This window comes from Reichenbachiella carrageenanivorans, assembly GCF_025639805.1.
GTDB classification, from domain to species: Bacteria; Bacteroidota; Bacteroidia; order Cytophagales; family Cyclobacteriaceae; genus Reichenbachiella; species Reichenbachiella carrageenanivorans.
The window spans coordinates 3,073,704-3,099,432 of sequence record NZ_CP106735.1 but is presented as its reverse complement, the minus strand read 5'-3'; the positions used below and the strand labels follow the sequence as shown (position 1 = coordinate 3,099,432).

21 protein-coding genes are annotated in these 25,729 nt (G+C 40.5%); 14 read left to right on the top strand and 7 right to left on the bottom strand.

Annotated features, from left to right (window positions below):
• Nucleotides 1-8: 8 nt before the first annotated feature.
• Nucleotides 9-4,244 carry a S8 family serine peptidase gene (locus tag N7E81_RS12360; protein ID WP_263049898.1) on the bottom strand — a complete coding sequence of 1,412 codons (4,236 nt, stop codon included), beginning with the start codon at nucleotides 4,242-4,244 and terminating at the stop codon, nucleotides 9-11.
• A gap of 139 nt (nucleotides 4,245-4,383) precedes the next feature.
• On the opposite strand from N7E81_RS12360, the gene miaB reads away from it, so the two are divergent.
• The 9 genes from miaB to N7E81_RS12315 all read left to right on the top strand — a co-directional run bounded on the left by miaB (nucleotide 4,384) and on the right by N7E81_RS12315 (nucleotide 13,579).
• Nucleotides 4,384-5,841 (top strand): tRNA (N6-isopentenyl adenosine(37)-C2)-methylthiotransferase MiaB, encoded by a 1,458-nt coding sequence (gene miaB, locus N7E81_RS12355; protein WP_263049897.1) that lies wholly within the window; start codon nucleotides 4,384-4,386, stop codon nucleotides 5,839-5,841.
• A 12-nt stretch (nucleotides 5,842-5,853) separates the two neighbouring features.
• Nucleotides 5,854-7,131: a sigma-54 interaction domain-containing protein gene (locus N7E81_RS12350; RefSeq protein ID WP_263049896.1), complete on the top strand. Its 1,278-nt coding sequence runs from the start codon at nucleotides 5,854-5,856 to the stop codon at nucleotides 7,129-7,131.
• Nucleotides 7,115-7,642, top strand: a complete 528-nt coding sequence (gene lptE / locus N7E81_RS12345; protein ID WP_263049895.1) for an LPS assembly lipoprotein LptE — start codon at nucleotides 7,115-7,117, stop codon at nucleotides 7,640-7,642. Before N7E81_RS12350 ends, lptE begins: the two co-directional genes overlap by 17 nt.
• A 42-nt stretch (nucleotides 7,643-7,684) precedes the next feature.
• Nucleotides 7,685-9,457, top strand: a complete 1,773-nt coding sequence (locus N7E81_RS12340; RefSeq protein ID WP_263049894.1) for a V-type ATP synthase subunit I domain-containing protein — start codon at nucleotides 7,685-7,687, stop codon at nucleotides 9,455-9,457.
• A 305-nt stretch (nucleotides 9,458-9,762) separates the two neighbouring features.
• Nucleotides 9,763-10,131 carry a preprotein translocase subunit SecG gene (secG, locus tag N7E81_RS12335; protein ID WP_263049893.1) on the top strand — a complete coding sequence of 123 codons (369 nt, stop codon included), beginning with the start codon at nucleotides 9,763-9,765 and terminating at the stop codon, nucleotides 10,129-10,131.
• A 227-nt stretch (nucleotides 10,132-10,358) separates the two neighbouring features.
• Nucleotides 10,359-10,637 carry a co-chaperone GroES gene (locus tag N7E81_RS12330; protein WP_263049892.1) on the top strand — a complete coding sequence of 93 codons (279 nt, stop codon included), beginning with the start codon at nucleotides 10,359-10,361 and terminating at the stop codon, nucleotides 10,635-10,637.
• A gap of 49 nt (nucleotides 10,638-10,686) precedes the next feature.
• On the top strand, nucleotides 10,687-12,318 hold the full coding sequence (gene groL, locus N7E81_RS12325; RefSeq protein ID WP_263049891.1) for a chaperonin GroEL: 1,632 nt from the start codon (nucleotides 10,687-10,689) through the stop codon (nucleotides 12,316-12,318).
• A gap of 231 nt (nucleotides 12,319-12,549) precedes the next feature.
• Nucleotides 12,550-13,083, top strand: a complete 534-nt coding sequence (locus tag N7E81_RS12320; RefSeq protein WP_263049890.1) for a hypothetical protein — start codon at nucleotides 12,550-12,552, stop codon at nucleotides 13,081-13,083.
• A 97-nt stretch (nucleotides 13,084-13,180) separates the two neighbouring features.
• Entirely contained in the window at nucleotides 13,181-13,579 is a 399-nt protein-coding gene (locus N7E81_RS12315; protein WP_263049889.1) for a DUF3127 domain-containing protein, read from the top strand.
• A 52-nt stretch (nucleotides 13,580-13,631) separates the two neighbouring features.
• Here the strand turns inward: N7E81_RS12315 and N7E81_RS12310 are convergent, their stop codons facing one another.
• Complete coding sequence (locus N7E81_RS12310) at nucleotides 13,632-14,519, bottom strand: sterol desaturase family protein (RefSeq protein WP_263049888.1); 888 nt, start codon at nucleotides 14,517-14,519, stop codon at nucleotides 13,632-13,634.
• Nucleotides 14,520-14,768: 249 nt separating this feature from the next.
• On the opposite strand from N7E81_RS12310, the gene N7E81_RS12305 reads away from it, so the two are divergent.
• From N7E81_RS12305 to N7E81_RS12290, 4 genes are all read left to right on the top strand, one after another.
• Nucleotides 14,769-16,226 carry a tetratricopeptide repeat protein gene (locus N7E81_RS12305; protein WP_263049887.1) on the top strand — a complete coding sequence of 486 codons (1,458 nt, stop codon included), beginning with the start codon at nucleotides 14,769-14,771 and terminating at the stop codon, nucleotides 16,224-16,226.
• 115 nt (nucleotides 16,227-16,341) lie between these two features.
• A complete protein-coding gene (locus N7E81_RS12300) occupies nucleotides 16,342-17,115 on the top strand; it encodes a phosphosulfolactate synthase (RefSeq protein WP_263049886.1) in 774 nt (257 codons plus the stop codon).
• A gap of 16 nt (nucleotides 17,116-17,131) precedes the next feature.
• On the top strand, nucleotides 17,132-18,085 hold the full coding sequence (locus N7E81_RS12295) for a DUF368 domain-containing protein (protein ID WP_263049885.1): 954 nt from the start codon (nucleotides 17,132-17,134) through the stop codon (nucleotides 18,083-18,085).
• Complete coding sequence (locus N7E81_RS12290; protein ID WP_263049884.1) at nucleotides 18,082-18,822, top strand: shikimate dehydrogenase family protein; 741 nt, start codon at nucleotides 18,082-18,084, stop codon at nucleotides 18,820-18,822. Before N7E81_RS12295 ends, N7E81_RS12290 begins: the two co-directional genes overlap by 4 nt.
• 2 nt (nucleotides 18,823-18,824) lie before the next feature.
• Here N7E81_RS12290 and N7E81_RS12285 read toward each other — a convergent pair whose 3' ends face one another.
• A complete protein-coding gene (locus N7E81_RS12285; RefSeq protein ID WP_263049883.1) occupies nucleotides 18,825-19,988 on the bottom strand; it encodes a hypothetical protein in 1,164 nt (387 codons plus the stop codon).
• Nucleotides 19,989-20,148: 160 nt separating this feature from the next.
• Between N7E81_RS12285 and uvrB the strand changes: the two genes are divergently transcribed.
• Nucleotides 20,149-22,173, top strand: coding sequence for an excinuclease ABC subunit UvrB (uvrB, locus tag N7E81_RS12280; protein WP_263049882.1), 2,025 nt, complete (start codon nucleotides 20,149-20,151; stop codon nucleotides 22,171-22,173).
• Nucleotides 22,174-22,222: 49 nt separating this feature from the next.
• On the opposite strand, the gene N7E81_RS12275 is transcribed toward uvrB, so the two are convergent.
• The 4 genes from N7E81_RS12275 to N7E81_RS12260 all read right to left on the bottom strand — a co-directional run bounded on the left by N7E81_RS12275 (nucleotide 22,223) and on the right by N7E81_RS12260 (nucleotide 25,725).
• Nucleotides 22,223-22,726: a YgiW/YdeI family stress tolerance OB fold protein gene (locus N7E81_RS12275; RefSeq protein ID WP_263049881.1), complete on the bottom strand. Its 504-nt coding sequence runs from the start codon at nucleotides 22,724-22,726 to the stop codon at nucleotides 22,223-22,225.
• Between the two features lie 90 nt (nucleotides 22,727-22,816).
• Nucleotides 22,817-23,440 (bottom strand): LysE family translocator, encoded by a 624-nt coding sequence (locus N7E81_RS12270; RefSeq protein WP_263049880.1) that lies wholly within the window; start codon nucleotides 23,438-23,440, stop codon nucleotides 22,817-22,819.
• Between the two features lie 203 nt (nucleotides 23,441-23,643).
• A complete protein-coding gene (locus N7E81_RS12265) occupies nucleotides 23,644-24,852 on the bottom strand; it encodes a hypothetical protein (protein WP_263049879.1) in 1,209 nt (402 codons plus the stop codon).
• 3 nt (nucleotides 24,853-24,855) lie between these two features.
• Nucleotides 24,856-25,725, bottom strand: a complete 870-nt coding sequence (locus N7E81_RS12260; protein ID WP_263049878.1) for a PorT family protein — start codon at nucleotides 25,723-25,725, stop codon at nucleotides 24,856-24,858.
• Nucleotides 25,726-25,729: the final 4 nt, after the last annotated feature.

Below are 25,729 nucleotides of genomic sequence, written 5' to 3'. Positions count from 1 at the left end.
CTTTACTTTTATTGTTTGATAAATTTGAGACTAAAGTGATTATTACCTGAATGTCCTTGTAGAAAATATACTCCATGACTCAAGTGCGACACCTCAATAAATAGCCCCATAGCATACTGCTGTAAGGCGCAAGTATATGCCCTACCAAAAGCATCAAAGATCACAAGATCTTCTAACAAAGCCTCCGTATGAATAGTCAATACTTCTGCAGCAGGATTGGGGTATAAGCGGATAGACTGGGTGTGCTGCGCTGCATCTAATATTTGATAAACCTTATAAGAGAGTGTAGCCGTATCTGCACAGGCATTTTTATTTTTAGAAATCGCCGTAAGCATATAATCACCTGGCTGCTGATAGCTAAAAGTAGGCCTAGCCACGAAAGCTTGCAATCCATTGTCTTGAAACCAGCGGGTGCTCACCACCTCCTTGTTGTCTATACTAAAAGTTGCATTTCTACCCTGATCAAACAGCAAGCTATCTGGCGTCGCCAGTATTTGGGTTTCGAATTCATCTACATCAATCTCAAACTCCACTAAATCACTCTCCAAATAATGGGTGATATTGGATATAAAAAAAGAAGTATCTGTACGAATCGGCCCAAAGACAGCCTCCTTTCCTTTATCCAAAATATGGGTTTTATCTTTATCAGAATAAAAAACAAAATGACTTCCAAACTGGGGCTTGGCGGTCACATGCTCCCATTCACAAATATCCAGTTCACTAATTCCGCCTTTGCTTGTTGTTTGCAAAGGAACGACCTCATATTTGGTAGATACACAGCCATTAACACTCGTAACTTGCTGATGAATAGACAAACTAGATAATCCTTCAAAATCATACACAAACGACTGACTTCCTGCCGTAATTTTATTATTCATCTTCCAAACGACCTCTGTCCCACCCGTACTCTTATCCAAGACACGAATCAGACTGGCACTACTCATATCCAAAGTATCTGGTAGAAATTCGAAATCAGCATGCACGGCATCTACAGTAAGTACCACTGGTACTCTGGCACTCTCCTCTGTATCTGCATCTGACGACACATAATAAGTCACGCTCTGGTTAAGTGCTGGTATATCGTATGTGGCTCCTTCATAAAAAGGCAACTCAGAAGTCTTAGAACTGAAAAACCGAAGACTATTAGAATTGCTTGCCGAAATACTCACTGCTGCTCCTTCACACACCGTTTGATCCGAAATAACAGGACTCACCCCTCTCTGCTTTACCACGAAAGTACGATTCAAAGACTCCTCACAACCGATGGCAGTACTCACCGTAAAGTCAATGGAGTAGTTTCCTACGGCATCGAAGCTAATTCTCGGATTTTGAACCAAAGAAAAAGAGCCATTATCAAAACTCCAACTCCATACTACCCCACCTAAACTCAAGTCTTGAAACTGGACTTCATTGTTGGGATCGTCTCCTAAATATAGTATCTCAGGGGAAGTGCTAAAGTCTATTTGTGGGTTGGCTATAGATATCTGCATTTTGTAAACATCAGATTCATACCCACCCGTGATTTCTTTAAAATACAACGTACTATTATGGTCAAAAGAACCTAAATTGAGATCTGTGCCACTCATCAGAAGATCAATTCCCAGCGCATCACTATACACAGCTATAGGATCCTCATTACCCAAAAGTAGTTCCTCGTTTTCGCAGGCACCCACCACCAGATTGAGCGGTGGCGCATTCAAAAAAGCATTGTACTTAGCCGTTGCCTTATCTACGTTGGCCTTGAGAGTAGCCAAGTCGGTAGCAAACACCAAAGCATAAGCGATTTTTTCTGAGCCTAAAGCAGCAAAAGTACCCAAGTCGGCAGTCACTAGTTGTGCTACGTCATAGCCTGCAGCATCCCCAGCAGTGGTCTTTTGGGTATTGAGCATATCATATTTAAGCTGATCACTAAATGTATTGGCTATATCGAGTGGCAACTCATTCTGATCAAACAAGTCTATGGCATTGACGATTACATTTTGATTGGTAATCAAAGCTACCCCCATCAGCAGGTCAGGATTTTCGATACTATACGTGTAGGCTAGCTGATGACTGGCTTCCCAGTTCACAAAATTCTTGGTGGAATCACCAATATTAAAATCCATATACCATCCAAATTTCATGTTGGCTTTGCTCTTATCTGTAGTATTGGTTAGTCGGTATTCTGCCACTAGATAGTCGGCATCACTTGCCTCATTCCAAATCAAAAACTCTTGCTCTATCAACAACCCAAGCGATTTGTCAGCTCCTGCATCTGACAACGAACCCAAACTATACAGATCGGCCTCATCACGAGAAATGAATTTAATATTTTTAATAGCAGACAAATCATCTTCGTACGTATAGGCAGTAAAATCATTGATGACATTGTCTGAAATAGAATCTGGTGATGTGCCCATCACAACTCCCATAAACCGAGCGACTTGCTGCCCATCGTATAGCAGTCCATAACCTTGATTGCTCTCATCATTGATATGCCCTAGTCGACCATCCGACTCTACGATCATGGCTATTTTTTGATTACTCATTTCCAGATAAGAAGGTGCAGTGGTAAACTCAAAGTATTCGAAATCATCATAACCCAAAATATCAGTGTAAGTCATCCTAAAACCAATCTTTTCACTAGTGGGTGCATCCGAAGTCAAACGAATCTTGACAATCACATTTTTTACAGAATCCATTGTCTCTAAAGCACCGAGTGCTACTGCATGATTAAGGATTTCTACATGAGGAGAAGTGCTACTGATATGAACTACTGCATTTTTTACTGGCCTCAGAATATTCACGAAATTTAGATGAACGGTTACAGTATCATCTCTGAACAACAACTTATCGAATGGCCCTGAGTAGGAATAACCATAACTTCTTATCGAAGCTACTTCTTTTTCGGACACTGCACGATACATATTTAAGCGCCCTTTGCCCAGCTTACCTTCATAAATCGAATTGCCACCCACGTCATAGATATCATCACTGGTCATTCTGATTTGTTCCATCACCTGTATCGCACTATAGTCAGGGAAGGCGTCCATCACCAAAGCGGCCGTACCAGCCACTTGTGGTGCCGCAAATGAAGATCCTGAACCAGATTTATAAGTATCATTATTGGCCGTAGCGTAGTTAGAAGCCCCAGGTGCCATCAGGTCTATTTTATAGCTATAGGTTGCATGAGTTTGCTTATTGTCATTTATATCAGTCATCCCCACAGAAAGTACATGATCGTAAGAAGCAGGATAAAAATCCAAATCTGCATTCGTATTCCCAGCGGCAGCTACCACCACCATATTTTTTTCGAGCACCGCATAATTGATAATATCTTGCAAGGCCTGCGAACCAGAAGTAGCCGCAACTCCCCAAGACAGATTAATCACCTCACACCCCTGATCCGCAGCATACACGATGGATTCATAGGCATTTCTTGAGAAACCATTAGAGGATCTAAAAACTTTTATAGGATAAAAAACACTATGATAACCTGTGCCTGCTATGCCCACACCATTGTTGGTCTGCGCAGCGGCTATTCCCGCCACCAGTGTCCCATGAGAAGCATCACCTTCCGACAGGTCGCCTTGAGGATCATTATCTTCATCTGCCAGATCCCACCCTACATAATCATCTATGTAGCCATTATTGTCGTCGTCTATCCCATTCACAGGATCTGCCACATTGTAGGAGAGATTACCCAAAAGATCTTCATGATCATAATCAGTACCATTGTCGCTAATCGCAATCACATAAGAAGGATCTCCTTGAGTGATATTCCAAGCATCATAGGCCTTTATCTTAGTCAAATAGTCTTGACTAGGCACGCTTGGGTCATTGGGTGTGAGTAACAATTGAACAGGCTCCTCCACCTCCGCATACTTCACCTGTTCGTTGGCAGATACTTCTCTAAGCCATACTTCCAGATCAACAGTCGTATCCACCTTCAACTTATAGATACCATCAAGGTATCTGCTCTTTTGGATAAAAGTTCTTTGACTAGAGGCCGACTGTCCTCCATACCTCAATGGTTCTACCGCCAGTACCTTGGGAAGTGCATTTAGATCCAATTGTTTTTGAGCGCCTGAAACAACCCTCCCGCTAGTGGATGGCGCAGTTTGCATATCCATTTTCAGATATACCATATAGTACTCCTCTTGAGCCAAGGAAGCAAAAGCAAATAGTTGGAGCAAAAAAGCACCTACCCAAAAGATCAATATTTTATTAGTCACAATACTCATCTGCATAAAAGTATCACTCAATATGGGCTATTATGAAGCATTCTAAGATTAAAATTATAATTACTTCAATTGATAAAAGAATTTGAATTAGCAACCAAATAAGGTCTGACATTTTGTCTTGATTACCTTATCTTTGCAATCTTTTAAAAATTACGTACAGGTGAAAGAGATAATTGGTGATATAGATATTATTGACAATACGCAAGAAAGTTGCGACGTCGTTAATATTACAAAAGAGGAGAAAAACATCGGACAAAAAAAACTGTACATCGAAAGTTATGGTTGTCAGATGAACTTTTCCGATAGTGAAATCGTGTCTTCTATCTTAAAAAAAGAAGGGTATAGCACAACCTCATCTATCGAAGAGGCAGATGTAACGTTTCTTAATACTTGCTCTATTAGAGAAAAGGCTGAAACCACGGTAAGAAATAGATTGAGTGAAATCAATCAATACAAAAAGAAAAATCCAGAAATGGTCATTGGAGTACTCGGCTGTATGGCTGAGCGCCTCAAATCAAAACTACTGGAAGAAGAAAAAATTGTAGACCTTGTGGTAGGCCCAGATGCCTACCGAGACCTACCCAATATGCTAGACGAAGTAAGCACTGGTCAAAAGGCGGTCAACACCTTCCTCTCTCGTGAAGAAACCTATGCAGACATCAGCCCTGTACGGCTCAATTCCAATGGTGTAACTGCATTTATTTCGATCATGCGTGGTTGTGACAATATGTGCTCCTTTTGCGTAGTACCTTTTACTCGTGGACGCGAAAGAAGCAGAGACCCCTATTCCGTCGTAAAAGAAGCTCAAGACCTATTGGACAAAGGTTATAGAGAAGTCACCTTACTGGGACAAAACGTAGACTCCTACAAATGGTCTCCAGAGCAAAATAACAAAGCCAGATTAGAAAAAAGTGAAGCAAGCGAAGTCGTCAACTTTGCCGACCTGCTGGAAATGGTGGCGCTAGTAAGCCCATTGCTAAGAGTGCGTTTTGCTACCTCGCATCCCAAAGACATCACAGACGATGTCCTCTATACGATGAAAAAATACGAAAATCTCTGCAAGTACATCCACTTCCCTGCCCAAAGTGGCAATTCCAGAATACTGGAAAGAATGAACCGTACGTATGACAGGGATTGGTACATTAGTAAGATCGACCGAATCAGAGAAATCTTGGGTCAGGAATGTGGCATCTCTAGCGATATGATTGCTGGTTTTTGTGGAGAAACAGAAGAAGAACACCAAGACACCTTGTCTCTGATGGAATACGTGAGATACGACTACTCGTATATGTTTTTCTACTCCGAAAGACCAGGCACACTGGCCGAAAAAAAATACAAGGACGACATCCCTATGGATGTTAAAAAAAGAAGGCTCACCGAAATCATCAATTTGCAAAGAGAACTCTCTATTGAACGAAATAAAATGACACTCGGCAAAACCTATAAAGTACTGATCGAAGGTTTTTCCAAAAGGTCTAAAAGTCAACTACAAGGTCGGACTACCTGCAACCGCGTAGCTGTATTCGATGCTGGAGAGTATAAAAAAGGAGAGTATGTACATGTGAAGGTAAATGATGTCACCACAGGCACACTATTGGCATCAGTTGTCGAAAACTAACCCCTCATACTTGTGAAAGAATCTGAAATTCTAAGCATCAAACAACGTTTTGGGATCATTGGCAACTCGCCATTGCTCAACCAAGCCATCAACGTAGCCGCCCAAGTAGCTCCTACCGACATGAGTGTGCTCATTACTGGAGAAAGTGGAAGTGGTAAAGAATCATTTTCAAAAATTATTCATTCGTTAAGCAAGCGAAAGCATGGGCAATTTATCGCAATCAACTGTGGAGCTATCCCAGAAGGCACTATAGATTCAGAGCTTTTTGGTCACGAAAAAGGCTCGTTTACAGGAGCGCACGAAGCCAGAAAAGGATACTTCGAAGTAACTGACGGCGGCACGATATTCCTAGATGAAATCGGAGAAATGCCCATGAGTACGCAAGCCCGTCTTTTACGTGTACTTGAAAATGGAGAATTCATTAAAGTAGGTTCTTCAAAAGTCCAAAAAACAAATGTACGCGTACTGGCTGCCACCAATGTCAATCTGATCAATGCAGTAGAAAAGAAGAAATTCAGAGAAGATCTATATTATAGACTCAACACAGTACCAATATATGTACCTGCTCTCCGAGAGAGGGGATCGGATATCGAACTACTTTTCAGGAAATTTGCCTATGACTTTGGAGAACAATATCATGTAGATGCAATCAAACTGACAGATGGTGCCAAAGAAGCACTCATGAAATTCAGGTTTCCTGGCAATATTCGTCAATTGAAAAATCTGGCAGAACAAATTTCGGTATTAGAGATGAACCGTACGCTCGATGAGGACACCATGAAAAAATATCTTCCACAAGAGATAAGCAACTTGCCTGCCTTATTAGACAAGCGCTCGGGTGCCACAGCTGGTAGTGAAGGATTCTCAGAAAGAGACATTTTATACAAGATCCTTTTTGATATGAAAAAGGACATGAATGAACTTAAGAAATTAGTACTGCAGAATGCTGGTGACAGTAGCGACCGTGCCGAAATCATCAAAGAGCATGGCAAGCTATTTAGCAACCTAGAGCTGAAAGACGAGCAGTTTTCAGACTTTTCTGAAAACCCAATGGATACCCCCGTCATACTCAACCAAGACGATTATCAGGATTTTGACTCCGACAAGGTGGAAGACATCGCACACGAAACAGAACAGGATGATTCCCTCTCTATAGAGAAAAAAGAGAAGGAACTAATCATTCGTGCTTTGAGAAAAAATAGAAATAAAAGAAAATACGCTGCCCAAGATCTCGGAATATCTGAGCGTACTTTATATAGAAAAATCAAACACTATGAACTGGAAGACTAGTCTTTTCATTTTAGTGGCTTTTGCCATATTGAATACTTCCTGCGGAGTGTATTCATTCACAGGCGCGTCTATTTCGCCCAATGTAAAAACCATTTCGATTCAGACGTTTTACAACAATTCGCCACTAGGCCCCTCCAACATGAGTGCCGTCTTTACCGAAAGGATCAAAGATTACTACCTCAAAAACACCAGCCTTGTATTGGTTAACGGCGAAGGAGATTTGCAATTAGAAGGTAGCATCGACAATTACACACTTACACCAGTAGCGGTATCAGCCAATGAAGACCCCAGCAAAGTAGACTTGACCAGTCTGACTAGAATTACAATATTTGTATCCGCCACCTATGCTAACCTAGAAGACGACCAATTTGATTTTGACCAAACCTTTTCCTTTTACAAGGACTTTGATCAAAACAGAGAGGATTTATCCGCCAATGAAGAAGAATTCGTAAATGAGATTTTCGACCAAATCATTTTTGATATTTTCAACTCTTCTGTTGCCAATTGGTAATTTTTGTTATCTTTATCGCTTACGCATAACTGAGAGCCATCCTTGAATAAGCAAACATTTCTAGAGTTGATGAAGGCACCTGAAAACATATCAGATGCCGATTTTGTAGAGTTGGAAACCCTCGTCAAAGCAAACCCTTATTTTCAAAGCGGGCACTGTGCGATAGCGTATGCCAGCAGAAACCTAAAGAAGTCCTCTTCTACACAGAAGATGAGTACTGCGGCGATTTATTCGACCAATAGAAACATATTTAAACACTACATCCTCGGTAAAGTCAAGTTTGCAAAACCAACTAAGGCTACAGCGACTCCTACCCCCACCAGCCAACAACCAACTACAAAAACTGCTGCGACCACATCTGTAGCACCACGTAAAGCCCCAACGCTCAACACGGACGAAGAACAAAGTGAGCTAATCAAAGAAATTTATGCTAATCTGGAAAAATGGAAAGCTAGTCGAGAACATTATCTGGAGTATGACAAAAAGCACCCTGAGGAGATTGTAATTGAAGACCCAAACACTGCATCTACCCCAACTGAAAAGGCGCTAGACCTAAATAGCCCTGAATCAGAAACCATAGCCAAGCCAACCAGCAAATTAGTAGAAGAACCTAAGACTGCAGAACTCGCCGACGAAGTAAAACCTGCTGAACCTGCATCAGAAAAAAATGTAGTATCCGACGAAGTCGAAAAACTAAAAAGTCAAGTTGCCGAAGAGATACAAGCCGAAGAAGAGTCTATCTCCAAAGCACTTTCTAAAATTGCAAAAAAAGACACGCAACTAAAAAAATCTACAAGCGAGCAAGACCCAATTCCTGCAGTAGAAACAGAAAAAAAAGCAGAGTCTAGTATTGACATTATTTCTTCGGACGAACTCTCTGCTATTGTAGATGCAGAATCTGCCATAGAGGAAGATGAAAAAGCAGAGGATACTGCTGAAGAGATAGAAGGATCTATTGACAGCTCAAAAACTGCAACTACAGAAAAGCCTAAAGAAGCAATTGAAGAAACGGCACCTTCACCAGCAGAAGAAATATCCGCTAAACAAGAAACCCCAGATACTAGTACGCCGACCATATCGTCAGATGAGCTTTCAGCCATAGTTGATAGCGAATCATTCATAGAAGATAGCAGTTCAGATGAAGAAACCTCAGATTCTACAGACAAAATAGAGCAATCTGTGGAGCCCACTACTATCGAAGTGGAAGAACCTGAGAAAGAAGAGCCTCAAGCAGCGATTGAAATAGAGGAGCTAGAAGATGAAATAGAAGAAGAGGAAAACACTATAGACAGCTCTTCTGACAAGTCAACAGAAGACACAGAGGCTGAACTCAGCCAGATCGATAAAGAAATTCAAGAACTCAAACTGACACCTGGCAGCTCAAAAACAGGGAAAAAATTCAGATTAGGAGTACTTAAACGTGGCACCAAATTCACAAAAGAGAAGGTTAAAAAAGAGACTAAACCAGCAGCTACTACAGAGAAAAAAGCAGCAACAAAGACCACGGCTAAAAAAACTACCACAAAAAAAGCAGCAACTAAAACCACAAAATCTACTACCAAAAAGGCTGCGACTACAGCTAAACCAGCTACGGCAAAAAAAGCCAGTACAGCTAAAAAGGCTACCCCAAAAAAGAAAGCAGAACCAAAGACTAAAGCTACACCTAAAGAGAAAAAAGAACCTTCTAAAAAAGCCTCACCTAAGTTTAGGATGTCAGCCTCTATAGGCTCCAAAGTCACAAAAAAGACGACAACCAAAAAAACACCAAAAAAAGATGACGACCCGTCATCAGAAAAAAAAAACCTAAAGAAGTAGACCAAGCGTCTAAATCAAAAAAAAAGAACAGTATAGATCAAGCAAGTCTGATTGACTCGTTTATCGAACTAAACCCTTCCATACAGGTTTCCAAAGACAAACTACAAGACAACACTCCTGTAGAAGATTTAGCCGCACGATATGACGCCTTCCCAGATCACTTGATCACAGAGAATTTAGCAACCATATTAGTCAACCAAGACAAGGTAGCCATGGCGATAGATATCTATAAAAAATTAATTTTGAAAAATCCTCAAAAAAAGGCTTACTTTGCGTCTCAAATTGAAAAATTAAATAAGAAATAGATGTTTACTACGATTATAGTATTGATAGTTTTTGTTGCCGTAGTGCTTGTATTAGTTGTTTTGGCTCAAAACTCTAAAGGAGGAGGATTAACAAGCCAGTTTGGCGGATCAGGCACTTCTCAGTTGATGGGAGTAAAGAAAACTGGTGACTTGTTGGAAAAACTGACTTGGGGATTGGCTGTCGCATTGATTTCCCTCACACTATCAACTAAATTTTTGATCACAGAATCGAGACAAGGAGAATTTGTAAGCCCTAACATTGAAAGTGCTCAAGAAAAAACCATCGCTCCTAATTTGGATTTAAATACTGACGAAAGCAATGCAGATGACGCAGTACTAGAAGTAGAAGAGACAGAAGGCGAAAATTAATCACACTCTTTTCCTAAAGATATAAAAGTCCTAAACCTATCTGGTTTAGGACTTTTTTTATATCCACTTCAATGCAATCTTGACAGATTTTTAGGCACTCCACTCCGCCCCTGTCACCTTTCCTGCAAGTTTGACCGACTTTTAAGCCTCCCCTTCGATTGGCATAAGAAATGCTAGAACCCTCTAGTAACTTCTTAATAATAGAATCAAATAAAAATTATAAAAACATGTCAAAAGTAAGCTTTAAACCAAACGAAGATCGAATTTTGGTTGAACCTGCTGCTGCAGAAGAAAAAACCGCTTCTGGTATTATCATCCCTGATACTGCCAAAGAAAAACCACAAGAAGGAATCGTCGTAGCTGTTGGTGAAGGTACAACTGACAAACCCGTGACTGTAAAAGTTGGAGACAAAGTTCTTTACGGAAAATACTCTGGCACTGAATTGTCATTGGGTGGTACTGAGTATCTCATCATGCGAAATTCTGACGTATTCGGAACCCTATAATACCCTATTAATTTCATTTCTAATTAGAATATTATAAAGATCATTTAAAATGGCTAAAGACATATTTTTTAATTCAGACGCTAGAGACGGCCTCAAAAGAGGTGTTGATTTATTAGCAGATGCAGTAAAAGTAACCCTAGGACCTAAAGGTAGAAACGTAATACTAGATAAAAAATTCGGTGCTCCTACCGTAACTAAGGATGGTGTTTCTGTTGCTAAAGAAATTGAGCTAAGTGATCCTTTGGAAAACATGGGAGCTCAACTAGTAAAAGAAGTAGCTTCTAAAACTGCTGATGATGCAGGTGACGGCACTACTACGGCTACTGTATTGACCCAAGCACTTTTCGGAAACGGATTCAAAAACGTAGCCGCAGGAGCCAACCCTATGGACCTCAAAAGAGGTATCGACAAAGCGGTAGCTACTGTAGTTGCAGACTTGAAGAAACAATCTAAAGCGATCAAAGACACAAGCGAAATCGCTCAGGTAGCTACTGTTTCTGCCAACAACGATGCTGAAATAGGCAAAATGATTGCCGACGCCATGGACAAAGTGGGCAAAGACGGTGTAATCACTGTAGAAGAAGCAAAAGGCACCGAAACAGAAGTAAAAACTGTAGAAGGTATGCAATTCGACAGAGGATACCTTTCTCCATACTTTGTGACTAACACAGAGAAAATGGAAGCTGAACTAGAGAACCCTTACATCTTGATCTACGACAAGAAGATCTCTACAATGAAGGAATTGCTGCCTGTATTGGAAGCAACTGCTCAGACTGGCAAACCATTGGTAATCATCTCTGAAGATGTAGACGGTGAAGCACTAGCTACATTGGTGGTCAACAAAATCAGAGGTTCTTTGAAAATTGCAGCAGTAAAAGCACCAGGATTTGGAGACAGAAGAAAAGCCATGTTGGAAGACATAGCGATTTTGACTGGAGGTACTGTCATTTCTGAAGAAAGAGGATACAAGCTCGAAAATGCTACCTTAGAATACTTGGGTACTGCTGAGAAAATAAACATCGACAAAGACAACACGATCATTGTAAACGGTGCTGGCAAAAAAGAAGACATCGAAGCGCGTGTCAACCAAATCAAACAGCAAGTAGAAAACACTACTTCTGACTACGACAAAGAAAAGCTACAAGAAAGACTAGCTAAATTGTCGGGCGGCGTGGCTATCCTATATATCGGAGCAGCTACTGAAGTAGAAATGAAAGAGAAAAAAGACAGAGTGGACGATGCATTGCACGCGACTAGAGCAGCTGTACAAGAAGGTATTGTAGCTGGTGGTGGTGTGGCTTTAATCAGAGCGATCGCTTCTTTGAATGGCTTGACTTTGGAAAACGAAGATCAAAATACAGGTGTAAACATCGTAAGAATGGCTATCGAAGCTCCTTTGAGAACGATCGTAGCTAACGCTGGTGGCGAAGGATCTGTAGTGGTAAACGCTGTAAAAGAAGGCAAGGCTGACTTTGGGTACAACGCTGCCAAAGACACTTATGAGTCTATGTTTAAAGCAGGTATCATCGACCCTACTAAAGTGACTCGATTGGCACTTGAAAACGCAGCTTCTATTGCTTCATTACTACTGACTAGTGATGCTGCAGTAGTAGATCAGCCTGAACCAGAAGGAGCCCCTGCTATGCCTCCTATGGGTGGCGGCATGGGTGGCATGATGTAATCATAAATCCATAGTCGAAAGACTAATAACAATACAAAAAGCCATTCCGAAATATCGGAATGGCTTTTTCATTTTGCACTTATTCAATACTAAATATCACTCCCTAATTTCTTCATTTTTTTGATTAGGATTTTTACCTCTCCCATCATATCTTACGATTCCTTCCTAACTACCTCCACCTGTATTTAAATCAACCAGCGGCCAATTTATATTTTGATTTAAATGCCTTTTATGAAAACAAAAACTACCCTGCTACTGCTATGCAGTATTTTCTTTGCAGTACATGTATCAGCCCAGGAAACCGATGGCATGTCTCAAATTAACTATGAGAACTTACCCGACCCAGTCAAAAACAGCTTAGGTGATGAAATTGATCGAATGAATCTTCAAGATTTTAGATTCAATTTCTACAAAGTAAACCTACAAGAACAATTTGCCATTACTTTTTTGAGACAGGGTGCAGACATCAAAGCACTTGAAGGATTAGAGACCATCATATTTTTCAAAGATGGCAGCGTAGTAGAAAAGCGGTATAAATACTACGCAGAAGAAATACTGGCCTCTGCCCCACTTGACCTCATCATGAGTATGCAGGAAAAGACTAAAAACATCGAACTCGATTACCTTTCCAAATATGCCCCTTCTGGCTTACCAGTGAGCTACTGTGCGATATCCAAAGATTCCGTATACATATTCGACGAGGGCATGGTTTTTCAAGAGTCTGTCAAGCGAAAGACAGATACCGACAAAATCACCTATGATTGATCTGAGAAAAAAGGGGGTAAAATTCGAGCCACATGATTGATGTTTCCCTTTTGAATTCACATCTTTGCAACCCTTTATTATCAGAAAAACATAAACCATGGAAATTAAAGCCAAATTGCTTGAAAAGTATGACACCGCCACTTTCGGAACTGGTGGTTTCAAAAAGAGAGAATTCGTAGTTGAATACGCGGAAAACCCACAATATCCAGAATTCATCAAATTCGAACTCATTCAAGACAAATGTGAACAATTGGACGGCTTTAATATCGGTCAAGAACTAGATATAGCCTTCAACTTGAAAGGAAGAAAATGGACTAACCCTAAAGGTGAAGTAGTTTATTTCAACTCCCTACAAGCATGGAGAATTGGCGCAGCTAACAACGTGAACGCAGCGCCAGCACAAGGAGGATCTGGAGACGCTGCCGCTGCCAACCTCACAGAACCAGAATGGCTGAACTCTGACAAAAGCGGAGAAGCGGACGACTTACCTTTCTAAAAAGTCTCAAATAAGAAACCAAATGAGGATGGATAGCCCAGCTTACCCATCCTCATTTTTTTTTTACCCCAAAGCCATGTAGATTTTGATGGATGAAATCAGACGGGAAATTATCATCCTCAGGAAAACCCAATTCAATATCTCTTCCATTTTCTGGGACATAACTCGTACCAAAAAGATAATCCCACATGCTCAGCGAAAGCCCGAAGTTAACCCCTGCCTGACGATCTTCAGGCAAATGCTTGGCATGGTGCCAAATATGCATAGCAGGATGATTAAACACATACTTCAGTAAGCCTATGTTTACATTGAAATTGGCGTGATTCCAATGGCCAATAGCGATAGCAATCGCATGTACTAAAAAGAAGTCCGTAAGACTAAACCCAATCATAGCCAATGGAATGTACTCCAACGATTTGTATATCACATTCTCCATCCAATGAAACCTCAGATGAGCAGCAAATCCCATTTGTTTGACACTGTGATGCACTTTATGAAACTCCCATAATCTGGGCGACCAATGCAACAACCGATGTATGAGCCATTCGATAAAATCTTTGACTACAAACAAGAGCAACAGTTGCACACCAGCAGGCAAACTTCCCACCTGTATTGCCACTATATTTTCAATGTTAAAGTAACCTAACACATCAGAAAGAAACTGCACACCTACTTGTGCCAATCCAGCAAAGGCAATAATTGAAAACAAAAAAAAGTTAAAAAACATATAAAAAGCATCCAGCCAGAAGTCCAATCTAAACTTCGGTTGATCTTTTCGCCAAGGCTTGATCCACTCCAGTCCAAAAAACACCAAAGACACCAAAAGCAGAAAATAAAAATAATTACCCCAGAGGCCATCACTAGTCCGAAAGGTTAGCTGGCCTAAAAACCAATTTAGATAACCCACGCTCACCTCCCAAAATATATGCAAGTATTCCATTTTTCAACTATTGACTGATTTAGACAAAAGTACAATTTAGTGGATAGAACCATAAGACATCCGTCTTCTACCTATTCGTCAGACAAAAAATATGACATAAATAAATCACTAACCACAATTCATATATCTGACTGATTATCATTAATATAAGTTGCCACAAATCATTAATTAAATGATTTCGAATTAAAATAAAGGCTTAGAAAAATCAATTCGAACAACTCCATAGTTAAATCTTAATGAGTATATTTCATGAATGATAATGATGCTGCAGATCAGTCATTCAGTATCTTTGCAACCAAATGCTATTGGATAATGGAGGAGAATTATAAGAAACGAAACGAGGAGAAAGAACTTGTAAAAAAGTACGAATCGTTTCGAGAGAATAAAGAAGCCTTTTATTTCACTTCGGAGGAGTATGAATCCATCATCCAAACCTACCTCGATCTAAGCAAAAACAGAAAAGCACTAAAAGCCACAAATTTAGCCATAGAACAGTACCCATATGCGGTAGAGTTTATGGTACTAAAAGCCCAAACCTACTCCAACCTACAGGAATATGGAATAGCCATAGACATATTAGAAAAAGCAGGCAATCTACACCCAGGGGATTCAGACATATTCCTTATCAAAGGAAATATTCAAATCCTAAATGGCGATATAGATGAAGCACTCGTTAGTTTCGATAGAGCGCTTGAACAAACAGAAGACAAAGACGAGGTTTTTTACAGTATTGGCTTGGCCTATCAAAATAGAGGTGACTACAGAGAAGCTATTACTTTTTTCAAACAGTCATTAGAAGAAAACCTCAATAATGAAAATGCACTATACGAACTGGCTTACTGCTTAGACGTAACTGGTGAATTAGAAACTAGCATTTCCTATTACAAAGAATTCATAGACAAAGATCCTTATTCAGAATATGCCTGGTTCAATTTGGGAATCGTCTACAATAAATTAGAAAAGTACGAAGAGTCAATCAATGCCTACGAATACTGTATTGCCATAGATGATAAGTACAGTTCGGCCTATTTCAACATGGGCAACTCCATGATGATGCTCAAAAAATACGAGCAAGGATTGAATGCATTCAAAACTACACTCGAACTAGAAGGTCCTACACCTGAGATCTATTTCAGCATTGGCTCAGTATATGAGCAGATGGAGCAGTACGATTTGGCCATTAGATATTACAGAAAATCAACAAAACTTGACCAATTTTACGATGAAGCCTGGTACTGCACAGGCATATGTCTAGGACATCAAAACAAGTGGTACGAGGCTGTACACTTCTTTAACAAGGCACTAAAATTGAGTGTGGAAAACTCCGACTATTGGATCGCATTGGCGGAAGCCGAACACAAGGTGGGCAATGTCATCTCTAGCATCGATGCATACGACGAGGCCAGTCAATTGGACCCTGGCAATGTAGACGTTTGGGTAAAATGGTCTTTGCTCTATCATGAGCAAGGCGATCATGAGCAAGCGATGAATATTCTCCACGATGGATTGGAAGAACTGCCAGACGAAGCGGCTCTTTTTTACCAAGCGGTTATTTATTTAATTGAAAAAGGGACTTACAAGCTGGCTTTCACCTACTTAGAAAAAGGTTTGTTTTTAGATTATGATGGACACACAGTCCTATATGATCACTTCCCAAAATTGGAAACTCAAAAGGCCTTGTACAAGATCATTCAGCAGTACAAATAAGACATTACTCAGTTACCCCAAATCATTCGTTAAAACCCTTTGCAAATAGGGCTATTATCAATTTATTTGCAGGTTGAAAAAATCGACCGGCAAGATTTCGTATTGAATACTTAGAATGAATTATACTCTCAATAATATACCTGAAAGAACGGTAAAACCACGTGATAAAGGCTTCACGATGGTGATGGACAAAGGTTTAAGCGTCCGTCAGGCAGAAGATTTAATAGAGACATGCGGAGATTATGTTGATATCGTCAAGCTAGGATGGGCGACCTCCTATGCAACCAATAACCTACAGAAAAAACTAGACTACTATAAGTCAGCTGGCATTCCTGTTTATTTGGGCGGTACTTTATTCGAAGCATTCATCGTCAGAGATCAATTTGATGATTATAGAAGAGTCTTAGAAAAGTATGATATCAACCACGCCGAAGTATCGGATGGTTCTATCACTCTGGATCATAATAAAAAATGTGAATACATCACAACACTAGCCAAAGATGTAACTGTATTGTCTGAAGTAGGCTCTAAAGATGCGGATGAAATCATCCCTCCATACCAATGGATAGAGCTAATGCAGAAAGAACTAGATGCAGGAGCTTGGAAAGTAATAGGAGAAGCCAGAGAAGGTGGAAACGTAGGTCTTTTCAGATCTTCTGGCGAAGTAAGATCAGGATTGGTTCAAGAGATCTTGACCAAAATCCCAATGGAAAAAGTGATTTGGGAAGCACCTCAAAAATCACAACAAGTATATTTCATTAAACTGTTAGGGTCTAATGTAAACCTCGGCAACATCGCTCCTTCTGAAGTGATCCCATTGGAAACACTTCGACTAGGCTTGAGAGGAGACACCTTCGATTATTTCCTAAACGAAGGCGGCAAGCTATAAGCACACAAACCACCTTATGCGTACGTTTAAAGATTATATCTTACTCTTTCTAAAAGGAATAGGAATGGGTAGTGCAGATGTAGTACCTGGCGTATCGGGTGGTACTATTGCTTTCATCACTGGCATCTATGAGGAATTGCTCAATTCGATCAATTCCTTCGATGCAGAAGCCTTCCGACTTCTTTTCTCCTTAAAGTTCAAAAATTTTTGGGCCAAAATAAATGGTGGTTTCCTATTACCTCTCGTTTCAGGCATACTACTAAGTGCCATCACTCTGGCCAAGATCATTACTTACTTCTTAGAAGAGCACCCCATCCAACTTTGGTCTTTTTTCTTTGGGCTCATTATTATTTCCTCTATATCAGTAGCAAAGGAAATTAGTAAATGGAATGGATACACAGTGCTCTCAGCACTTGTAGGCATTGCGATAGCTTATATGGTCACAGTGATTACTCCTGCCACCACCCCCAATTCGCTTTGGTTTGTATTTATCTGTGGTGCCATAGCTATTTGTGCTATGATATTGCCTGGTATTTCGGGCAGTTTCATTTTGCTTATTCTTGGCAAGTATGCCTTTATCATGTCTGCACTCAAAAACTTTGAAGTGGGTACCATCGCAGTTTTTGCTATTGGCTGTATTATTGGGCTTTTTACCTTCTCTAGGCTGATATCTTGGTTTCTAAAAAAGTTTCATTACTACGCCATTGCACTACTGGCAGGCTTTATGATTGGCTCCCTCAATAAGATATGGCCATGGAAAAAAGCTGAGCTTTTCAGAATCAATTCTCACGGCATACAAGTACCTATTTTCGAAAGAAATATTCTACCTACCGACTACATGGCCGAAACTGGCCACTCACCTATGATCATACAAGCCATACTGTATATGGCTCTCGGTTTTATGATGGTAGTAATCATGGAAAAAATCGCATATGCGATTAAAAAATCTAACGAAAAAAATCACTCATGAGACAATTCGGACTCATCGGAAGAACCTTGAAACACTCTTTTTCCAAAAAGTATTTTGCTGAAAAATTTACCAAAGAAGGAATTGAAAACCATCAATATGACCTCTTTGAATTAACAACTATTACAGAATTTCCAACTCTCATTAAGAAATACACAAATGATCTCGTCGGACTCAATGTAACCATCCCATACAAAAAAGAAGTGATGGCATACCTAGACGAGCTCGATGAAAATGCAAACACTATTGGTGCAGTAAATACCATAAAAGTCACACCTGAAGGAAAACTAAAAGGCTATAATACTGACTATTCGGGTTTTATCAACTCCTTGAAAAACAACTGGGACCTGTCCAATAAAAAAGCCTTGGTGCTTGGGACTGGTGGCGCCTCTGAAGCGATTAAAAAAGCACTGACAGATTTAAACATCCCTTTTCTATCTATATCCAGAACAGCTTCTGACCAAACACTGAGCTACGAACAAGCTATACAAGGTGATTGGGTTCGAACACATGAACTCATCATAAATACTACCCCTTTGGGTACTTACCCCGACGTAGATACAAAACCTAACTTGCCATACGAACAACTCACAGACAAACACCTACTTTTTGATCTCGTTTATAACCCTGAAGTAACTGCCTTTTTACAAGAAGGGCTCAATAAAGGTGCTCAAATCAAAAATGGCTACGCCATGCTGGTAGGACAAGCAGAAGCCTCATGGCAAATTTGGAATAGCTAAAATCATTCCGCTGGCACGCCTACAAATATGACTAGCATACACATAACAAACACGAGTGCAAATAGCGCACTCTTGAACCAAAGCTGTTTGCTAATAGCTAACTGAATGGCCGACAGACATTGAATCCCATAGAATACCGCAAACGCTTTAGAGGCCAGAGAGATAATCTCAAAAATATCAAACAGCCAAGTAAGCCCTACCCCTAATGCACAAATTATAAAAACGCCCCATTTACTTTTGACCACTCCATTGGTCACCTCTACGGCTAACCCTGAGCCACCATTGGTATCTGCTACCGCCGCACTAAACTGAGCAGCCAAGGCCGCTACAATAAGTAAAGCAGGCAAAATAGTGGCAATTACCAAGCTTTGATCGATTATGGCTGTTTCTGAACTCCCCCCTTCTGTAGGTCCAACATAATTAATCAAAGACAAACCAATATATAAGAGATATATCACCGAAGAAATCCATTGTGCTCGTTTCATGGACTTGATTCGGGTTTGTTGATCGTACTTTTCGCCCAAAAACCTCGACGTTTCAAAACCCTGTACGGTAATAATCAAACCGACCAAAACGGCAAAACTATTCCAGCTAAAACTAACATGAGGTTCGTTGAGTTCCCATTCGTGAGCGACTATCGCTTTCCCATTGAAAACCATTAATCCAAAGAGCAAACCTCCAATAATTGCCAGTTTGATACTCACACTCACCTTCTCTAATTTCTCCAAGAAATCTAATCCTTTGAGTAGTCCAAAAATCCCAATAAAGGATATTACGGTTGTCGAAACCACCTTTTGCTCAAAGGAATTTTCATATCCAAAGGCTTTTATAAAAAAAGCACCAAATAAGTTGAGGTAATAAGTAATCGATACTACATAAGCCAAAACGAGTGAAATATCAGCCAGTTTTTCTGTCAATTGCAGACCTCTGGGACAAGCATCCGAGTTGAGTTCAGGTTCCACATATGCAATATTAAATCGCACTACAGTACCGATCAAATAGGCCGCTACACATAAAAAAACCATACCCCATACGGCATATGTTCCAAATTCATTTTGAAGCAATGGACCAAGAATCAAAAAGCCACTTCCTATGATAGACGCCAAGGGGGTCAGTGTGGCTTTCCATAGGTCAGACTGTGTCCATTTTGGAATAAAGAGAAGCATTAAAATACCAAAAAGAACAAAGACAATTAAAATGTTGACAAGCATACTTTTTTTACAACCGTGAATCGTGATTTTGAAATTAGAAAGAAATACACAAAGTTGCTTGAATGGTGCCACTTTTCATTTGTGCTTCCGTATAGTCTAGTCGATATTTACGCCTATGGATTTCAAACTCACATCAGCATACGTTCCAACAGGAGATCAGCCAACAGCAATTGGTGAATTAACAAAGGGGCTCAAGAATGGAGAGCCAGCTCAAGTATTATTAGGTGTGACGGGATCGGGCAAGACCTTCACCATGGCTAATGTGATAGCAGATACCAACCGTCCCGCATTGGTACTGTGCCACAACAAAACACTAGCCGCCCAGCTATACGGTGAGCTCAAACAGTTTTTCCCTGAAAATGCGGTTGAATATTTCATCAGCTACTATGATTACTACCAGCCAGAAGCTTTTTTACCCACGACAGGACTATACATTGAGAAAGACCTAAGTATCAACGAAGAAATTGAAAAATTACGATTAGCAGCGACGTCATCATTACTAACAGGGCGACGAGACGTCATCGTGGTGGCTTCAGTCTCTTGCATTTATGGTATTGGTAACCCAGAAGAATTTGGGAAAAACATAGTGACTCTAGAAGTAGGCCAACAAATCACACGCAACCAGCTCCTATTCAAATTTGTAGACATTTTATATAGCCGAAGCGAAGTTGACTTTAAAAGAGGCAACTTCCGGGTAAAGGGTGACACCGTTGATATCTTTATCGCTTATGGCGACTTTGCCTATCGCATCATTTTCTGGGGTGATGAAATCGAAACTATTCAAAGAATAGAACCTGAAACCGGCAAAAAACTCTCAGAGGAACAAGTCGTCACCATCTTTCCTGCCAACCTATTTGTAACTGGCAAAGACCTACTCCATCAAGCGATCAACCAGATTCAAGACGACATGGTATTACAGGTAAATTACTTCGAAGAAGAAGGACGATATCTCGAAGCCAAAAGACTAAAAGAACGTACCGAATTCGATATCGAAATGATGAGAGAACTAGGCTATTGCTCTGGTGTAGAAAACTACTCCCGCTATTTCGACAGAAGAGAAAAAGGTGCCCGTCCTTTCTGTTTATTAGACTATTTTCCTGACGACTTTTTAATGATCATTGACGAAAGTCATGTGACACTCCCTCAGATAAGGGCTATGTGGGGTGGGGATCGTGCCCGAAAAGTAAACTTGGTAGATCATGGATTCAGGCTACCCTCCGCTATGGACAACCGACCACTTACTTTTGATGAATTTGAAGGCTTGGTAGGACAAACGGTATATGTAAGTGCTACACCTAGCGACTATGAACTCCGAAAATCAGAAGGTATTGTAGTGGAGCAGGTGATCAGACCCACAGGGCTCCTAGACCCACTCATCGAGGTTCGGCCTAGCTTGAATCAAATCGATGATCTGATGGATGAAATTGAGGAACGCGTGCGGTTGGATGAGCGGGTATTGATTACTACACTGACCAAAAGAATGGCAGAAGAACTATCCAAATACCTGATCAATGTGGGGGTAAAAACCAGATACATCCACTCCGAAGTAGACACACTAGATCGCGTAGAGATATTAAGAGAACTGCGACTTGGCGTATTCGATGTATTGGTGGGGGTGAATCTATTGAGAGAGGGCTTGGATTTGCCCGAGGTATCTTTGGTAGCTATAATCGATGCCGATAAAGAAGGCTTCTTACGCAACGAAAGATCACTAGTACAAACGATAGGCCGGGCAGCTCGAAACGAAAAAGGCATGGTGATTATGTATGCTGATAAAATCACTGGGTCTATGGAAAAGGCCATTAGCGAGACCAATAGAAGACGAGCGATCCAGATCGAATACAACACCAAACATGGTATTACGCCTACGACAATCAAAAAATCTAAGGAGGCTATTATGGGACAAACGTCTGTGGCCGATTCCAAAAAACTGGATAAACCAAAATACTATGCTGAAGAACATACACCAGATATTGCAGCTGATCCTGTGGTGGCCTATATGGACAAAGCAGGCATTGAAAAAATGATAGAAAAGACGAAAAAAGCAATGGAGAAAGCAGCCAAGGATTTGGATTTTATGGAAGCCGCCCGACTGCGGGATGAAATGCTATCGCTGGAAAAACTAAAAGCTGAAAAATAAGAAAGGATCGCTGTACAGTGATCCTTTCTTATTTTTAGTAATTTGAGGTTTACTCGTCAGTTTCTTTTGTTACTTCTTCTTCAGCATCCTCTGACATCATTTCCTCTTTTGACATAGGAGTGGCTACTGCTGTACTATCTCCAGTATCCACAATAGACTTAATTTGCTGATGCTCTTTTCGAAGTTCTTCTAAGTTCACATGAAGCACCATTGTCTTTTTTACTTGTACGATAGTTTCCTTTTTTGACTTCACATGGCCAATGATAACCACTAGATCTTTGTCATCGAATGGAGTGTGGGGCAATCCATCAAGAGGAATTTCTACTTTAATTTTTCCAGTTCTATCTTTAAAAACATAAGTGTCTCTCTCCTCCTCTGCCTCAATGATATAACCATGAAGTGTAACCGCAGTACCTTCTTTATCATATTTAGCTCCATTCGACAATATCTCCTCTACTGTAAAATGAATTTTCTTCGCATTAGGGCCAGTGTATTGTGCAAAAGAAAGTAACGGTGCAATGAGCAAAATTGCAAAAACTAAAGATTTTCTCATGATTGATGATTTTAATATTTTATTAAGATTTGAAGTTTATATAAATATATTGAAAAGATAAGAATATATGACCTAATCAGACAGATTTACTTACTGTAGTAAATAATACTCTACTAGTAGCTTTGTACCTAACACAATCAATACGAGCCCAATTCCTACTCTTAGTATTTTTTTGAATTTCTCATTCAAATATTTCTTTAGCTTTTGAGCATAGTACGCTTTCAGCAAATCTGTAACCCAAACCATATTTAGCACTCCTGCAAAAAATAGTAATTCACTAGTCGTGTCATTGAATTCTGTAATGGCATAATTAGAAATAGCAGCCCAAAAGCCCCAAATGACTGGATTGATCGCATTGAGCATAATGGCATGGGAAAACAGTCCAAACTTCTGCAAATGCCCTGGAGTCGTGACTAGCTGATCAGGTCGCTCTTTGGTTTCTTTTTTCAAGATAAAAACCAAACCAAACGCAATGAGTAATAGACCTCCTCCTATAGAAAAGCCCGCAGGCGGCTGATCACTAGCTGTAATCTGACTCAAACCCAGCCAAGTAATCATAATAATAGCCGTATCGGTCAAAGCTACTCCTAGAATAAAATATATAACATACTTAAACCCACGGTCTATGGCGTGCTGCACCAAAGTAAGAAATACGGGGCCAGTAGAAAGCGCTGGTACCAAACCAGCCGAAAGGCCTATCAAGTATGCAATCAAAGTATTAGTTTTTTAGAATCAGAAGGCATTCAAAACACATCCTCTCATGCAAAGATAGAGCAGTCAAAACCATCGCCTCTAATCAAACGATAAAAGTTTCACTTCCCTACCTCTGCAACCTTAACGAGGTTATCGCTGGCTTTTTGGACTGCATACTACTTCATAGAGAAACTGTAATCCACTTCAAATACGTGGTTTTTTTCTTAATTCAATACATTCAACAATTCTCCCTCTGATAATTTAAACAAACAAAGACGTTGAAATTTACCAACGACTTGTGTCGAACCCAAGACGGCCAGTCCATTGTCTTCTGTCAGAGTCAAAGCTCCTAGCTGATAGGGGTTAGAAAAACCCAGATAATCTACAGCCATATAGTCTCCTGTAGCAGCATCGTATATATGCAGTACGATTTGCTGATTTTTGGTAGTCGTAGCAATGACCGTATAATTAACTTCTTGCAGCGTTATATTGATCATTTTCACCTTTTCGTCGGTTTCCCATTCCAGCATAGGATTACCTTCTATTGCATTTACAGAGCTGATTCCCCCTGTATTCAATGTCTCTCGAGCATTAGCATAATGGTCACCAAAATTGAACCTAGCAAGTGAAAACTGTCCTCCATCTAGAGGCAGCAAACCACTAATTCCTCCTTCGTCTTGCTGCCCCTGCACTACTCCAGACGGGGTATTGCTACTCAGATCTGTAAACAAAAGTGAAAGTGTATAATTAAAAAAGGCATTGGCATAATACAGACCATTGCTCACTCTGCCAGCAAAAAACGGCAACTCTCTACCTGTACGGGTAAAGTGATCGATGATGGGCTCCTCCACACCCTGACCAGCACCTATACCAAAGGTACTCTGACTGGCTACTACCCCGTCGGTATTCATTAGGGAGAGGACTGATTTTTTATCCTCCGAGTCATAACTCAATAGTACAAACTGATCCTCACCATCGTTCTCTGCATACATGGGGTAAGTCACCCCTAAAGCAACCGTACTGACTATGCGTGCCGAGTCATCCACTTGGTTGAGATACGCATGCAAGCCAATGGCATCCATACTCACGAAGTATCGCTGCCCACCTAGCATAAGAAATTTTCCTACAGGGTGCACATTGTTATCTCGCAGATAAGTGTTTCTGACAAACTGACCTTCTTTATCTACACACGCCACATAGACACCTAAGAAGTTGGTATCATCTCTTCGATAATTCCCAAGCAACAAGTACCCCTCATCCTCCTTTTGCACCACGTCAACCGCCCCAATGGCATGATCAAACTGGTGGCTGTCGTATATCTTTAGAAATGAAGCTGAAGGCTCCACATCCTTATTGTCTTTGATGTCGCAAGAAGTAATGAATATCATCACCAAACCTCCCCAAAGCATATTTTTTAGTACTAATTTCATCATGGCTTAATAATCAGAATTGAAGCTCTTGCTAATAAATCTCATGGGGAAAAACACACCTACATTCATGCTCAGGTTGTCTAACGACATATCGTCGAGTGCATCCCCAGAAGCAGCCAGTCGATTGTCTGAAAACCTATTTTCAGCATTCGCAATGTTATTGAGCCCATAGCGGTAGTTGATATCGAAAGAAAGGCGAATATTTCCAGGATCATAATGAACGCCTACTCCCGCCATAATACCTAAAGATGAATTAATGAAAATATCCTTCGCGCCTACGATGATCGCCTGTGGCTGATACGACTGTGTAGCCCCCGAAGCAGTGTCATTGTTTTCGATCGACACCTCTTTATTGGCATTGAGCAGCCGACTGTAATAGCCACCTATTTGAATAAAAGGTCTGAATTTCTCTCGAAGCAAATCATACTTAAACATCAATGGCAAATCGATGTACTCCAAGTGATTTTTCTGATCATAATTCAACTCCACTCTATCCGCAGCATTACTAGCCGATTCGTAGGTATAAGTATTATGATACGTAAAATTGACCCTTGAGAAATTAGGGAAAAATGCAACTGAAAACCCTCTGTGGTAAAATACAAACTCAAGTCCCACCTGAGAGCCTAGCGTTTTAAAATTGTCGTAATCCTTTTCCAACTCATCGTCTACAAAATCAACCCCTTCGAAGGTAGAATACAGGTTGGTAGGGTTTGCTTTAGTCAAATTAGGACCGCCCTTGAGCCCGATCCAAAACTGAGTCTGCAAAAACTGCTGCAACGGATTGGGTGGTTTTTTAGGTTGTCCTCTTCGCTGTGCCATCCCCACATAGGATGTTAGCACAAGAAAAAGCAATAGCAATCGAGTAATGTGACGCATAAGT